Here is a 14,639-nt window from a genome sequence, read left to right as displayed (position 1 = left end):
GCCCTCAATACTGGTAGCGCACCAGGGCGTGTGGCAGCGAATGCAGGCTGAAGAACGCCAGAAGCGCTACACAGGCCGGCAGAATCAACCACCAGACTTTCAACGGCAGGGCGATGATCGGCTCGCGATGCTGGATAAGCGTCAGGCTGGTGGCGCAGATACAGCAGGCGAGCATGGCCCCGGCGAGGATATCGGTTGGCCAGTGCGCGCCCAGGTAAACCCTCGACAGCGCAATGGCCAGCGCCGGCAAACACCCCAGCAGGATCCAGGTCAGGCGCATGCGCGCCGGCTGGCCGCGCCCGGCCAGCACCGCCAGCACCAGAAAAAAGGCGAAGGCTGCCGAGCTGTGGCCGCTGGGCATGCTGTAGGTGGTCAGCGGATCGGTCAGCACTTCCGGGCGGGCGCGGGCGAACAGCCATTTCAGGCTGCCATTGGCCAGGGCCGTACCGATCAGGGTGGTACCGGCGAAGAGTGCCGGACGCCATTGCCGGGCTAGCAACAACAGGCCCGTCAACAAGCCGCCAAGGAACAGCTGGGTGCGAAAATCGCCCATGCGCGTGATCAGCACCACGCTGCCATCGATGACATTGCTGCGGTGCTCCTGGATCAGGGTCATCAAACCCTGGTCGAACTCATGCAGATACGGCCAGCCGATAAACAGCGCGGCCAGGGCCAGCAGACTGAGACCGGCAATCACCCGGGTGCCGCGACGCATGCTGCGCAGGCTGCAGTTGATACTGACGCCGACTAGTATGGCCAGGCCAGCGGCGATCAGGCCCGCATCCAGCCAGAACCCTTCAGGCAGCGGCAAGCGCATGGCCGCGCCGGTGGCCCAGCCGGGCAGCAGGTAGGCGACCGACCAACCGGCACCGGCCAGCAGGCTGACCGCGATAAAGCGAGGCAGGGGCATGTCGAACATGCCGGCGACCATCGGCAGCATCGGCCGCAGCGGGCCGATGAAGCGACCGACCAGCAGGCTGGCAATACCGTAGCGCTGGAAATAGCTTTCGGCGCCGCCGATCCATTCCGGATGGTGGCGCAGCAACGGCAGGCGCCGGATGTTCTGATGAAACTTGCGCCCCAGGGTGTAGGAGATGGCGTCGCCCAGCAGGCCGCCCAGGAATCCCAGCAGCAGGGTTTCCCCCAGCGACAGGGCGCCGCTGCCAGCCAGTACGGCCACGGCGAACAGCAGTACGGTGCCAGGCACGATGATTCCGGCGATGGCCAGGCACTCCACGCAGGCCACCAGAAAAATCGCCAAGCCAAGCCATTGCGGGTTGGCGCCAAGCCAACCGGTCAGGCTGTCGAGCCATTGGCCCATCGTGTCAGTTTCCTTGTGTCAGTAGAAAGTAGTCCCGGCCTTCGACTTGGCCCCGGCGCAGCGGGTTCCGTGTGCAATGGCGGGCAAAGTCGGCGTCGACGAAACGGTAGGGCAGATGTTCGTCGCGGCCATGGGGAATGCCCAGGCGGGCGGATTGAATAATGTGTTTCACATTGATACCGCAGTCTTCAACGAACAGTTGCTCGGGGTCGAAGCGTTTGCCGTCCCACTGCGGCACCTTCAAGCCCAGGGCCTTGCACAGCAGGGTCTGCCCGGCGCACAGGCGTTCGGCCGGACGGGCCTGGCCGCTGGCATCGGGGTTGTTCAGTTGCATCTGTGCCAGGCTGTTGTCGTCGCTGATGGCGTCGACGAACGGATAGGCCGATTTGATCAGCACGGCATTGCCCGGACCATGGGCGCTGAAGTTCAGCGAGTCGCCGCCGCGCGCGTAGTACATGTAGATGTGTCCGCCATCGAGAAACAGTGCTTTGCGCTTTTCGGTGTAGCCGAGCGACGCGTGGCTGCCTTTGTCGCTCAGGTAGTAGGCCTCGGTCTCGATGATCCGCGCTGCCAGCCAGTACGGACCGTGACGGTGGCGGATGACCTTGCCCAGCAGGGCTTTGGCCAGTTCCTCTGCGTCACGGTCGAAGAAGCTGTCGGGCAGGGCTCGGGACGGGCAGGGGGCTGAGTCGGGCATGCTGGCGGATTCGCGGTGGTCAGGTCGGCGATGATAGCAATTTCTGTCTTAATCGAGACTGAACAGCGGCCAGGGACCTTATCCCCACTGTGGGAGCGGGCTTGCCCCGCGATCAAAGGGTGGATTGGCCATTGATATGAACACTGTTTTTGACCATCCGCCTGTCACCGCTGGGCGCGGGGCGGCGTGCCAGTTATAATCAGCCGATTTTCCCCTTCGCCAAGACTACTGAGCCCATGACTGAGTCCGTTCTTGACTACATGACCCGCCTGGGTCGCGCTGCCCGCGAGGCTTCCCGCGTGATTGGCCGTGCCAGCACCGCGCAGAAGAACCGCGCCTTGCAAGCTGCCGCCAATGCCCTGGACGCTGCCCGCGTCGAGCTGTCGGCTGCCAACGAGCTGGACCTGGCCGCTGGTCGCGCCAATGGCCTGGAACCGGCCATGCTTGAGCGCCTGGCGCTGACCCCGGCGCGGATCGACGGCATGATCGTCGGCCTGCGCCAGGTCGCCAGCCTACCGGATCCGGTCGGGGCGATTCGTGACATGAGCTACCGGCCATCGGGTATTCAGGTCGGCAAGATGCGCGTACCGCTGGGGGTGATCGGGATCATCTACGAGTCGCGCCCGAACGTGACCATCGATGCGGCCAGCCTTTGCCTGAAGTCGGGCAACGCCACCATCCTGCGCGGCGGTTCCGAGGCCATTCACTCCAACCGCGCCATCGCCGCCTGTATCCAGCGCGGCCTGGCCGAAGCCGGCCTGCCGGCTGCGGTGGTGCAGGTGGTGGAAACCACCGACCGTGAAGCGGTCGGCGCGCTGATCAGCATGCCCGAGTATGTCGATGTGATCGTGCCGCGTGGCGGCAAGGGCCTGATCGAGCGGATCAGCCGTGATGCGCGGGTACCGGTGATCAAGCATCTGGACGGCATCTGTCACGTTTATGTGGCCGAGCACGCCGAGCTGGACAAGGCCCGGCGCATTGCCTTCAACGCCAAAACCTACCGGTATGGCATTTGCGGGGCGATGGAAACGCTGCTGGTCGATCAGTCGGTTGCAGCAGAGTTTCTGCCAGAAATGGCCCGTCAATTTCGGGAAAAAGGCGTCGAACTGCGCGGTTGTGAGCGGACCCGGCAGATTATCGATGCCGTACCGGCCACTGAAGCGGACTGGAACACCGAGTACCTGGCGGCGATTCTGTCGATCCGCGTGGTCGACGGTCTGGACCAGGCGATCGAGCACATCAATCATTACGGCTCGCATCACACCGATTCCATCGTCACCGAGCACCAGGGTCAGGCCCGGCAGTTCACCGCCGAGGTCGATTCGTCCTCGGTGATGATCAACACCCCGACCTGCTTTGCCGACGGTTTCGAATATGGCCTGGGCGCAGAAATCGGTATTTCCACCGACAAGCTGCACGCCCGCGGTCCGGTCGGGCTGGAAGGCCTGACCTGCGAGAAATACGTGGTGATCGGCGACGGTCAACTGCGTGGACAGGAGTCGCTCTGACTTGGCCGAGCGCAAACCGCTCGCCGCCGTCATGACGATGCCGCCCGCCCGGCGCATTGGTGTGCTCGGCGGGACCTTCGACCCGGTCCACATCGGCCACTTGCGCAGCGCGCTTGAGGTCGCCGAGGTACTGGCGCTGGACGAGCTGCGGCTGATGCCCAATGCCCGCCCGCCGCACCGGGACACGCCGCAAGTATCGGCCCAGGACCGTCTGGAAATGGTCCGTTGTGCGGTTGAAGGCGTGCCGACCTTGTCGGTGGATGCGCGGGAACTGGCGCGCGACACGCCGTCGTATACCATCGAAACACTTGAACTGATGCGCGCCGAACTGGCCGCTTCGGACCAGCTGTTTCTGCTGCTGGGCTGGGACGCGTTCTGCGGCCTGCCCAGTTGGCACCGTTGGGAAGAATTGCTGCAACACTGTCACATCCTGGTGCTGCAACGCCCGGATGCCGACGTCGAGCCACCGGATGCCCTGCGCAACCTGCTGGCCGCACGCTCAGTCAGTGACCCGCAGGCTCTGGTTGGGCCGGCGGGACAAATTGCATTCGTCTGGCAGACACCGCTTGCGGTGTCAGCCACGCAGATCCGACAGCTGCTGGCCAGCGGCAAGTCGGTGCGGTTTCTGGTGCCGGACGCAGTACTGGCCTACATCGATGCGCACAACCTGTACCGTGCGCCGAACTGAAGGTGCTGTGAAGCGCCTCACACTATTGAGTTGAATGAGTTTTATATGACCAAGCAAAAAATCAGTGCCATCAGTGCCGAAGAACTGGTCGAACTGACCAAGTCCGCCCTGGAAGAAGTCAAGGCCCAGGACATCCAGGTCATCGACGTAAAAGAAAAGCACAGCCTGACCGACTACATGATCATCGCCACCGGTACCTCCAACCGCCAGATCAGCGCGATGCTGGAAAAGGTCCGTGAGCAGGTCAAGGCCAAGGGCGTGCAGCCGCTGGGCGAAGAAGGCAAGGGCGACAGCGACTGGGTGCTGCTCGACCTCAACGACGTCATCGTCCACATGATGACCGCCGCTGCCCGTCAGTTCTACGACCTCGAGCGTCTGTGGATGGGTGCCGAGCAGAGCCGTGCCGCCGATGGCAAGCACCACAGCCCGGAAAACACTCACGCCTATTCCGACAATCTCAAAGACCGGGAATAAGGAAGGCTCGTGCGTCTGCGTCTGATCGCGGTCGGCTCGCGCATGCCCAAGTGGGTCGAGGACGGCTGGCATGAATATGCCAAGCGCCTGCCCTCGGAGCTGTCGCTGGAGCTGGTGGAAATACCGCTCAACACCCGGGGCAAGAATGCCGATGTCGCCCGCCTGATTCGTCAGGAGGGCGAGGCCATGCTATCCAAGGTCCAGCCAGGGGAACGGATTGTCACCCTGGAGGTCCATGGCAAGCCCTGGAGTACCGAGCAACTGGCGGTCGAGCTGGACCGCTGGCGCCTGGACTCGCGTACCGTGAACTTCATGGTCGGCGGCCCGGAAGGGCTGGCGCCGGAAGTCTGTGCGCGGGCGGAGCAGCGCTGGTCGCTGTCGCCGCTGACCCTGCCGCACCCATTGGTAAGGATACTGATCGGCGAGCAGCTGTACCGCGCCTGGACCGTGCTGTCCGGGCATCCTTACCATAAATGAACCTGTAAGCCTTTCAATGACGCAGCCGATTCGCCTCAAGGATCACGAGAAAGACGCCCGTATGGTGCGCAGTCGCGTCGTGGTCGGTGCCGTGGCGGTCGTTCTGCTGATCTGCGTGCTGATCGCGCGCCTGTATTACCTGCAGGTGATCCAGTACGACTATCACTCGACCCTGTCGGAAAACAACCGGGTGCACGTGCAGCCGATTCCGCCGACTCGCGGGCTGATTTTTGACCGGAACGGCGTGATCATCGCCGATAACCGGCCAAGCTTCAGCCTGAGCATGACCCGCGAGCGCTCCGGCGACTGGCAGCAGGTGCTCGATGTGATCGTCGAGGTGCTGGAGCTGACCCCGGACGACCGTACGCTGTTTGAAAAGCGCATGCGCCAGGGGCGTCGGCCGTTCGAGCCGGTGCCGATCCTGTTCGAGCTGACCGAGGAGCAGATTGCCCGTATTGCGGTGAATCAGTTCCGCCTGCCGGGTGTCGAGGTGGTTGCCCAGCTGGTCCGGCATTACCCGCAGGGAGCGCATTTCGCTCACTCGGTCGGCTACGTCGGACGGATCAACGAGAAAGAGCTCAAGACCCTCGATCCGGTCAACTACAGCGGTACCCACCATATCGGCAAGACCGGTATCGAGCGCTTCTACGAGCCCGAGCTGCATGGGCAGGTTGGCTACGAAGAGGTCGAGACCAACGCCCGCGGCCGGGTATTGCGGGTGCTCAAGCGCACCGACCCGATCCCCGGCAAGGACATTGTCCTGAGCCTCGACATCAAATTGCAGGAAGCCGCCGAGGCTGCGTTGGGCGGGCGTCGTGGGGCCGTCGTCGCGCTCGACCCGAACACCGGTGAAGTGCTGGCGATGGTCAGCCAGCCAAGCTTCGACCCCAACCCGTTCGTCACCGGCATCAGCTTCAAGGCCTATGCCGAGCTGCGCGACTCGATCGACCGACCGCTGTTCAACCGTGTGCTGCGGGGCTTGTACCCACCGGGTTCGACCATCAAGCCGGCTGTGGCCATCGCCGGCCTCGACAGTGGTGTGGTCACGGCCAGTAGCCGGGTGTTCGACCCGGGCTACTACCAGTTGCCCAACTATGACCACAAGTACCGCAACTGGAACCGCAGCGGTGACGGCTGGGTCGACCTGGACCTGGCGATCATGCGTTCCAACGACACCTACTTCTACGATCTGGCGCACAAGATGGGCATCGACCGCCTGTCCAGCTACATGAACAAGTTCGGCCTCGGGCAGAAAGTCGCCCTCGACATGTTCGAGGAGTCCGCCGGCCTGATGCCGACCCGCGAATGGAAGCGCACAACCCGCCGCCAGGCCTGGTTCCCGGGTGAAACGCTGATTCTCGGTATCGGCCAGGGCTACATGCAGACCACGCCGCTGCAGATGGCCCAGGCCATCGCGCTGATCGCCAGCAAGGGCAAGTGGAACCGTCCGCACCTGGCCAAGACCATCGAAGGCCAGCCGCCGGTGGACGAGCATCCGATGGACGACATCGTCCTGCGCGACAAGTCCGACTGGGCCAAGGTTACCCATGGCATGGAGCAGGTGATGCACAACGCCCGTGGTACCGCCCGTGCTGCCGCCGCCGGTGCCCAGTACCGCATTGCCGGCAAGAGTGGTACCGCCCAGGTGGTGGCAATCAAGCAGGGCGAGAAGTACGACCGCAACAAGGTGCAGGAGCGCCACCGTGACCACGCCCTGTTCGTCGGCTTCGCGCCGGCAGAGAACCCCAGGATCGTGGTCTCGGTCATGATCGAGAACGGCGAGGCGGGTGGCCGTGTCGCAGCGCCGGTAATGCGTCAGGTGATGGACGCCTGGTTGCTCGACGAGAATGGCCGGCTCAAATCCGAGTTCGCTCCCGCCACCGTCGCTCAGGAATCGGCTCAGTGAAGAACAATTTCGATCGCATGCTTTCCAGCGAAGACGTAATGCGTCGTCGCGCCAGCTTCCTGCAGCGCATCCATGTCGACGGCCCGTTGCTGATCCTGCTGCTGACCCTGGCTGCCGGCAGCCTGTTCGTCCTCTATTCGGCCAGCGGCAAGAACTGGGATCTGCTGCTCAAGCAGGCCAGCTCTTTCGGCATCGGTCTGGTGTCGATGTTCGTCATCGCCCAGCTGGAACCGCGCTTCATGGCGCGCTGGGTGCCGCTGGCCTACGTCTGCGGGGTGATCCTGCTGGTGGTGGTGGACGTCATGGGCCACAACGCCATGGGCGCCACACGCTGGATCAACATTCCCGGGGTGATCCGCTTCCAGCCCTCGGAATTCATGAAGATCATCATGCCGGCCACCATTGCCTGGTATCTGGCCAAGCGCTCCCTGCCGCCGCACCTCAAGCACGTGATGATCAGCCTGGTCATGATCGGTGTGCCGTTCATCCTCATCGTGCGTCAGCCGGACCTGGGGACGGCGTTGCTGATTCTCGCGTCGGGCGCGTTCGTGCTGTTCATGGGCGGTCTGCGCTGGCGCTGGATCCTCAGTGTGCTCGCCGCTGCGGTGCCGGTGGCCGTGGCCATGTGGTTCTTCGTCATGCACGACTACCAGAAGCAACGGGTACTGACCTTCCTCGATCCGGAAAGCGATCCGCTGGGTACCGGCTGGAACATCATCCAGTCCAAGGCGGCCATCGGTTCCGGCGGTGTGTTTGGCAAGGGCTGGCTGCTCGGCACCCAGTCGCACCTGGACTTCCTGCCGGAAAGCCACACCGACTTCATCATCGCCGTGATGGGTGAGGAGTTCGGCCTGGTCGGCATCTGTGCGCTGCTGCTGATCTACTTGTTGCTGATCGGCCGCGGCCTGGTGATTACCGCCCAGGCGCAGACGCTCTACGGCAAGTTGCTGGCCGGCAGCTTGACCATGACCTTTTTTGTTTATGTGTTCGTCAATATCGGTATGGTCAGCGGCTTGTTGCCTGTCGTGGGGGTTCCGCTGCCCTTCATTAGTTACGGCGGAACTTCGTTGGTGACGCTGCTGTCAGCGTTTGGCGTATTAATGTCGATCCATACGCATCGCAAATGGATTGCGCAGGTTTGAATAAGGTGAAGAATTACATGCAAGTAATGCGTGGCTGGGCAGCTCGTTGTGCGCCCTTGGTGGGCCTGCTCGGCTTGCTCGGTGGTGGTCAGCAAGCGGTCGCAGGCGACTATGACGGCTCACCTCAGGTAGCCGAGTTTGTCGCTGAGATGACCCGCGATTATGGCTTTGCCAACGAGCAATTGATGGATGTGTTTGCCGACGTCAAGCGCAAGCAGTCGATCCTCGATGCGATTTCCCGGCCGGCCGAACGGGTAAAGCCCTGGAAGGATTACCGGCCGATGTTTCTCACTGACGCGCGGGTCGCCCGTGGCGTGGATTTCTGGCGTCAGCACGAAGCGACCCTGGCCCGTGCCGAGCAGGAGTATGGCGTCCCGGCCCAGGTGATCGTGTCGATCATCGGCGTTGAAACCTTTTTTGGCCGCAACACCGGCAACTACCGGGTGATCGATGCGCTGTCGACCCTGGGCTTCGATTACCCGCCACGGGCCGAGTTCTTCCGCAAAGAGCTGCGCGAGTACCTCTTGCTGGCGCGTGATGAGCAGGTCGATCCGCTGACCCTCAAAGGCTCCTACGCCGGCGCCATGGGCCTGCCGCAGTTCATGCCCAGCAGCTTTCGCGCCTACGCGGTGGACTTCGACGGTGACGGTCACATCAATATCTGGAACAACCCGGACGACGCCATTGGCAGTGTTGCCAGCTACTTCAAACGCCATGGCTGGGTCGCCGGCGAGCCGGTGGTCAGTCGTGCCACGGCCACCGGTAATCGCATCGATGAGGGCCTGACCCCCGGTATTGACGCGGTCAAGACGGTCGGGGAGTTGCGGGCACTGGGCTGGTCAAGTCATGATGCGCTGCGCGATGATCTGCCGGTCACCGCTTTCCGGCTTGAAGGCGACAACGGCCCCGAATACTGGCTGGGCCTGCAGAACTTCTACGCGATCACTCGCTACAACCGCAGCGTGATGTACGCGATGGCGGTACATCAGCTATCGGACCTGCTGGTTCAAGCACGGGGCGCCAAGTAATGTTTTCTGATACATCCCTGAAACTGATCGGCTGCGCGGCCCTGGGCCTGATGCTGGCCAGTTGCTCTTCAAGCAAGCCGTCGACGCAGCAAAGCACCAACGTGGTACGGGCCAAGCCCGGTCTGGACATCAACCGTGCGCACAAAGATGGCGCGCCGTGGTGGGACGTCGATGTGTCGAAGATCCCTGATGCCACGCCAACCGTGCATACCGGCAACTACAAGGCCAACCCCTACACCGTATTGGGCAAGACCTACTTCCCGATCCAGGACTCGCGCAACTACCGCGCCGAGGGTACGGCGTCGTGGTACGGCACCAAGTTCCACGGTCAGAACACCGCCAACGGCGAGGTCTATGACCTCTACGGCATGAGCGCGGCGCACAAGACCCTGCCGCTGCCGGCCTACGTCAAGGTCACCAACCTGGACAACCATCGCAGCGTGATCCTGCGCGTCAACGATCGCGGCCCGTTCTATTCGGACCGCATCATCGACCTGTCCTATGCGGCGGCGAAAAAACTCGGTTACGCCGAAACCGGTACTGCGCGCGTGCGCGTCGAGGGCATCGACCCGAAACAGTGGTGGGCCCAGCGTGGCCAGCCGGCACCGATGGTGCTGGATCAGCCGCAGATCTCCCAGCCGCAGGTGCTGACTGCCAGCACCGGCACCGTCGAGCAATGGACACCGCCGCCGCAACAGCATGCCGCCGCGGTAGTGCCGGTGCAGATCGCCAGCAACACTAGCCAGGCCGCTAATGGTCTTTACTTGCAGGTCGGCGCCTTCGCCAACCCGGATGCCGCCGAACTGCTGCGCTCCAAGCTGAGCGGCATGGTCAGCGCGCCGGTGTTCATCAGTTCGATCGTGCGCAACCAGCAGACCCTGCACCGCGTACGCATGGGGCCGATCAACAGCCAGGGCGAAGCCCAGCAGATGCAGGACAGTGTACGTCTGGCCAACCTTGGCCAGCCAAAAGTTGTGACGGCGGACTGATCGGGGGGACTGGTCGGTTTGTCATGCAAGCGGGCGGAACAGCCATGTACAATGGCCGTTTTGCTCGCAAGGCCCAGCGCCTGAAGACGTTTTGCCCATGTAGGGCATGAGCCCAATAGCCATTTCGAGAGACGGATGAACATAACCAGCTTTGCCAAACGCCTTTGCCTGCTTGTACCGCTGATGATCACCCCTGCCGCCTTCGCGGCAGAGCAGATGATGCCGTCGCCGCCGCAACTGGCAGCCAAGTCCTACGTGCTCATGGAAGCCTCCAGCGGTAATATCCTGGTCGAGAACAATGGTGACGAGCGTTTGCCGCCGGCCAGCCTGACCAAGCTGATGACCGCCTACATCGCGACCCTGGATATCCGTCGCGGGCAAATCGGCGAGAACGACCCGGTAACCGTCAGCGAAAACGCCTGGCGCACCGGTGGTTCGCGGATGTTCATCAAGGTCGGCACCCAGGTCAGCGTCAGCGACCTGCTGCACGGCATCATCATCCAGTCGGGTAACGACGCCAGTGTCGCCCTGGCCGAGCACATCGCCGGCAGCGAAGACGCGTTCGCCGACATGATGAACAAGACGGCCGCCGATCTGGGCATGAGCAACAGCCACTTCATGAACCCGACCGGCCTGCCGAACCCCGAGCACTACTCGTCGGCTCACGACATGGCCGTGCTGGCGCGTGCAATCATCCACGAAGACCCTGCTCACTACGCGATCTACTCGCAGAAAGAGTTCTTCTGGAACAACATCAAGCAGCCTAACCGCAACCTGCTGCTGTGGCGCGACAAGACCGTCGATGGCCTGAAAACCGGCCACACCGACGAAGCGGGCTACTGCATGGTGTCGTCGGCCGTGCGTGATGGCATGCGCCTGATCGCCGTGGTTTTCGGTACCAACAGCGAGCAAGCCCGTGCTGCCGAAACCCAGAAGCTGCTGACCTACGGTTTCCGCTTCTTCGAAACCCAGACCTTCTACCAGAAGGGTACCGAACTCGCCGAGGCGCAAGTCTGGAAGGGTGCCGCCAACAAGGTCAAAGCCGGCCTGGCCCAAGACCTGAGCATGACTTTGCCTAAAGGCCAATTGAAGAAACTGGCTGCAAGCATGACCATGAACCCGCAACTGACCGCGCCAATCGCCAAAGGTGACGTGATCGGTAAAGTGGAAGTCAAACTGGATGACAACGTTGTACACAGCGCCGATCTGATCGCGCTGGACGCTGTTGAGGAAGCTGGTTTCTTCGGCCGGGTGTGGGATAGCATTCGTCTATTCTTCTACGGGCTGTTCAACTGATATCGTGACCAGCCACGCCCCCGCCCACTCACGCGGGGGCGTTGTTGTTGCCACGGCTTACGAGGCCGTTACTGCCATGACCGAAGCTGACAAATCGCACAAAATCGAATTCCCCTGCGCGGATTACCCGATCAAGGTAATCGGTGACACCGTGGTCAATTTCAAAGATACGGTGATCGAGATCCTCAAGAAGTACGCTGAGGTCGATCTCAAGACCCTGGCCGAACGCCAGAGTAAAGAAGGCAAGTACACCACCGTGCAATTGCACATCGTCGCGACCGGTGAAGACCAACTGCACAATATCAACAGCGCTCTGCGCGCTACCGGTATCGTGAAAATGGTGCTCTGATGCCGGCCAGCCTCGGCTTTCGCGACCTGGGACTATTGCCTTACGAGCCGGTGCTCGAGGCCATGCGCCGGTTTACTGACCAGCGTGGTCCGCAAACCTGCGACGAAGTCTGGCTGGTGGAACACCCTGCGGTGTTCACCCAGGGCCAGGCGGGCAAGGCCGAGCACCTGCTGGTGCCCGGCGATATTCCAGTGGTGCAGACCGACCGGGGCGGCCAGGTGACCTATCACGGTCCTGGCCAGCTGGTGGCTTACCTGTTGCTTGATGTGCGCCGGCTCGGGTTTGGCGTGCGTGATCTGGTCTCCCGGATCGAACGCTGCCTGATCGAGTTGCTGGCCAGTTATGGCGTCGAGGCGGCGGCCAAGGCCGATGCCCCGGGCGTTTATGTCGATGGAGCGAAAATCGCCTCCCTCGGCCTGCGGATCCGCAATGGCTGTTCTTTCCATGGCCTTGCCTTGAACGTGGACATGGACCTTGCGCCATTCCGCCGGATTAACCCCTGCGGGTATGCGGGGCTGGCCATGACCCAGCTGCGCGACCAGGCAGGCTCGATCGAACTCTCTGAGGTAAGGGCAAGGCTGCGCGGGCAGCTGGTCAAGCACCTCGACTATGCTGAGCAGACGACCCTTACGGGCGGAATCTTCTGAATATGACTACTGTTGTGCAAGAACCAGTGCAAAGCGTGACACCCGCGCCACGGCCCAAGGTCGAGGCGGGTGTCAAACTGCGTGGCGCGGAAAAAGTCGCGCGTATCCCGGTGAAGATCATCCCCACCGACGAGTTGCCGAAGAAGCCTGACTGGATCCGCGTGCGTATCCCGGTTTCGCCGGAAGTCGACCGCATCAAGCAATTGCTGCGCAAACACAAGCTGCACAGCGTCTGCGAAGAGGCGTCCTGCCCGAACCTGGGTGAGTGCTTCTCCGGTGGTACTGCGACCTTCATGATCATGGGTGACATCTGCACCCGTCGCTGCCCGTTCTGCGACGTGGGTCACGGGCGTCCGAAGCCTCTGGACGTCGACGAGCCGAAGAACCTCGCCGTTGCCATTGCCGACCTGCGCCTGAAGTACGTGGTGATCACCTCGGTGGACCGTGACGACCTGCGTGACGGCGGTGCCCAGCACTTTGCCGACTGCATCCGCGAAATTCGCGCGCTGTCGCCGGGTGTCCAGCTGGAAACTCTGGTGCCGGACTACCGTGGACGGATGGACGTGGCCCTGGCGATCACCGCCGAGACCCCGCCGGACGTGTTCAACCACAACCTGGAAACCGTGCCACGCCTGTACAAGGCTGCGCGTCCGGGCTCCGACTACCAGTGGTCGCTGACCCTGCTGCAGAAGTTCAAGGAGCTGGTGCCGCACGTACCGACCAAATCCGGCTTGATGCTCGGGCTGGGCGAGACTGACGAAGAAGTGATCGAAGTGATGCAGCGCATGCGCGAGCACAACATCGACATGCTGACCCTCGGCCAGTACCTGCAGCCATCGCGCAGCCACTTGCCGGTGCAGCGTTTCGTGCACCCGGACACCTTCGCCTGGTTCGCCGAAGAAGGTTACAAGATGGGCTTCAAGAACGTCGCTTCCGGTCCGTTGGTGCGTTCTTCGTACCATGCCGACCAGCAGGCACATGAGGCCAAGATCAAGCTCTGATCCCGGCTGTGCTGAATGCCGATGCCCGCTTGCCAGCGGCATCGGCATTTTTGTTTGCGGGATTTTTTCCACCCGCCGTTTGACCGTCAACCGCACTAGGGTTGATGCTCAAGTCCAAGCAAGGAGTCGTCTGGATGAACCTTCCGATCGATCATCAGCCGGCGGTGCACGCAGGCAACGCTATGCTGCCCAAGGCGCAGCCGGGCAACGGCCGAATAGCCATCATCGCGCCAGCCGGCCCGGCCCCGCTCGATACGCTCGCGGCACTTCAGTGGTTCGAGGCGCGCGGTTATCAATGCCGGATCTATCCCGGGGTTACCGAAGCCAAGGGCTATCTGGCTGGCGATGATGCTTGCCGGTTGGCCGACCTGCATGCGGCGTTCGCCGCACCCGATGTCGATGCAATCATCTGCCTGCGCGGTGGCTACGGCAGCATGCGCCTGCTTGAAGGGCTCGACTATGCGCTGTTGCGCAAGCATCCGAAACCGTTGGTGGGCTACAGCGATATCACGGCGTTGCACAGCGCGATTGCCCGGCATGTCGGTTTTGTTACTTTTCATGGAGCAATGCTCAAGTCCGAATTGCTGGCAAACAAGCAGGCACCGACGGTCTCATCCTTGTTCGAGCTGCTCAGTGGGCGCTTGAAGTGCGGTGACACCCTGGAGCACCCAGCTAGCCATCCGTTGAGCACAATCGCCCCTGGAGCGGCGTCCGGGCGGCTGGTGGGCGGTAATCTGGCAATGCTCTGTGCCACTCTGAATACGCCCGCAGAATTGCACAGCCGGGATGGCATTCTGTTTATCGAGGATGTCAACGAGCCGCTGTATCGCATCGACCGCCTGTTGACCCAGCTGCGCCTGGCCGGCAAGTTCGAAGGGCTGCGTGGTGTATTGGTCGGGGACTTTGCCGGACTGACGTTGCAGGCGCTGACGCCGTTGTTGCGGGAAATGTTCGAACCGTTGCAGATACCGGTGCTGGCCGGCTGGCGCAGTGGTCACTGCGATCCCAATATCACCTTGCCGTTAGGGGCGCTGGTGCATCTGGATGCTGATCGACATTCCCTGCAATTACAGCAAGATTTGTTCGCAGCATAAAAAACGCCCCGGAACCGGGGCG

15 protein-coding genes are annotated in these 14,639 nt (G+C 62.3%); 13 read left to right on the top strand and 2 right to left on the bottom strand.

Annotated features, from left to right (window positions below):
- Positions 1 to 4: 4 nt before the first annotated feature.
- Together NPS47_RS05280 and NPS47_RS05275 are read right to left on the bottom strand one after the other, a co-directional pair.
- The gene (locus NPS47_RS05280; protein ID WP_274294028.1) at positions 5 to 1,321 is read right to left on the bottom strand and encodes a bifunctional DedA family/phosphatase PAP2 family protein; all 1,317 of its coding nucleotides are present in this window, start codon (positions 1,319 to 1,321) and stop codon (positions 5 to 7) included.
- A gap of 4 nt (positions 1,322 to 1,325) precedes the next feature.
- Complete coding sequence (locus tag NPS47_RS05275) at positions 1,326 to 2,018, bottom strand: DNA-3-methyladenine glycosylase (RefSeq protein WP_274294027.1); 693 nt, start codon at positions 2,016 to 2,018, stop codon at positions 1,326 to 1,328.
- 236 nt (positions 2,019 to 2,254) lie between these two features.
- Here NPS47_RS05275 and NPS47_RS05270 point away from each other — a divergent pair, with 236 nt between their 5' ends.
- The 13 genes from NPS47_RS05270 (at position 2,255) to NPS47_RS05210 (ending at position 14,617) form a co-directional block, all read left to right on the top strand.
- Entirely contained in the window at positions 2,255 to 3,526 is a 1,272-nt protein-coding gene (locus NPS47_RS05270; protein ID WP_274294026.1) for a glutamate-5-semialdehyde dehydrogenase, read from the top strand.
- A 31-nt stretch (positions 3,527 to 3,557) separates the two neighbouring features.
- Positions 3,558 to 4,214, top strand: a complete 657-nt coding sequence (gene nadD / locus NPS47_RS05265; RefSeq protein ID WP_274294095.1) for a nicotinate-nucleotide adenylyltransferase — start codon at positions 3,558 to 3,560, stop codon at positions 4,212 to 4,214.
- A gap of 45 nt (positions 4,215 to 4,259) precedes the next feature.
- Positions 4,260 to 4,688 (top strand): ribosome silencing factor, encoded by a 429-nt coding sequence (gene rsfS / locus NPS47_RS05260; RefSeq protein ID WP_274294025.1) that lies wholly within the window; start codon positions 4,260 to 4,262, stop codon positions 4,686 to 4,688.
- Positions 4,689 to 4,697: 9 nt separating this feature from the next.
- Positions 4,698 to 5,165, top strand: coding sequence for a 23S rRNA (pseudouridine(1915)-N(3))-methyltransferase RlmH (gene rlmH / locus NPS47_RS05255; RefSeq protein WP_274294024.1), 468 nt, complete (start codon positions 4,698 to 4,700; stop codon positions 5,163 to 5,165).
- Between the two features lie 16 nt (positions 5,166 to 5,181).
- A complete protein-coding gene (gene mrdA, locus NPS47_RS05250) occupies positions 5,182 to 7,071 on the top strand; it encodes a penicillin-binding protein 2 (protein ID WP_274294023.1) in 1,890 nt (629 codons plus the stop codon).
- A gap of 38 nt (positions 7,072 to 7,109) precedes the next feature.
- Positions 7,110 to 8,213, top strand: a complete 1,104-nt coding sequence (rodA, locus tag NPS47_RS05245) for a rod shape-determining protein RodA (protein ID WP_274294094.1) — start codon at positions 7,110 to 7,112, stop codon at positions 8,211 to 8,213.
- Positions 8,214 to 8,230: 17 nt separating this feature from the next.
- Positions 8,231 to 9,241 (top strand): lytic murein transglycosylase B, encoded by a 1,011-nt coding sequence (mltB, locus tag NPS47_RS05240; protein ID WP_274294022.1) that lies wholly within the window; start codon positions 8,231 to 8,233, stop codon positions 9,239 to 9,241.
- Complete coding sequence (locus NPS47_RS05235; RefSeq protein WP_274294021.1) at positions 9,241 to 10,230, top strand: septal ring lytic transglycosylase RlpA family protein; 990 nt, start codon at positions 9,241 to 9,243, stop codon at positions 10,228 to 10,230. Before mltB ends, NPS47_RS05235 begins: the two co-directional genes overlap by 1 nt.
- Positions 10,231 to 10,365: 135 nt before the next feature.
- Positions 10,366 to 11,526: a D-alanyl-D-alanine carboxypeptidase family protein gene (locus NPS47_RS05230; protein WP_274294020.1), complete on the top strand. Its 1,161-nt coding sequence runs from the start codon at positions 10,366 to 10,368 to the stop codon at positions 11,524 to 11,526.
- Between the two features lie 76 nt (positions 11,527 to 11,602).
- Positions 11,603 to 11,875, top strand: a complete 273-nt coding sequence (locus NPS47_RS05225; RefSeq protein ID WP_038606559.1) for a DUF493 domain-containing protein — start codon at positions 11,603 to 11,605, stop codon at positions 11,873 to 11,875.
- The gene (lipB, locus tag NPS47_RS05220) at positions 11,875 to 12,522 is read left to right on the top strand and encodes a lipoyl(octanoyl) transferase LipB (protein WP_274294019.1); all 648 of its coding nucleotides are present in this window, start codon (positions 11,875 to 11,877) and stop codon (positions 12,520 to 12,522) included. The genes NPS47_RS05225 and lipB overlap by 1 nt, the downstream gene beginning before the upstream one ends.
- 2 nt (positions 12,523 to 12,524) lie before the next feature.
- On the top strand, positions 12,525 to 13,523 hold the full coding sequence (gene lipA, locus NPS47_RS05215) for a lipoyl synthase (protein ID WP_274294018.1): 999 nt from the start codon (positions 12,525 to 12,527) through the stop codon (positions 13,521 to 13,523).
- Between the two features lie 134 nt (positions 13,524 to 13,657).
- Positions 13,658 to 14,617: a S66 peptidase family protein gene (locus NPS47_RS05210; RefSeq protein WP_425313478.1), complete on the top strand. Its 960-nt coding sequence runs from the start codon at positions 13,658 to 13,660 to the stop codon at positions 14,615 to 14,617.
- The last annotated feature ends 22 nt before the right edge of the window (positions 14,618 to 14,639 follow it).

Origin of the sequence: Pseudomonas putida, from assembly GCF_028682475.1 — a bacterium.
GTDB classification, from domain to species: domain Bacteria; phylum Pseudomonadota; class Gammaproteobacteria; order Pseudomonadales; family Pseudomonadaceae; genus Aquipseudomonas; species Aquipseudomonas putida_AG.
The sequence above is the reverse complement of the archived record's forward strand: the minus strand, read 5'-3'. Positions and strand labels throughout refer to the sequence as shown.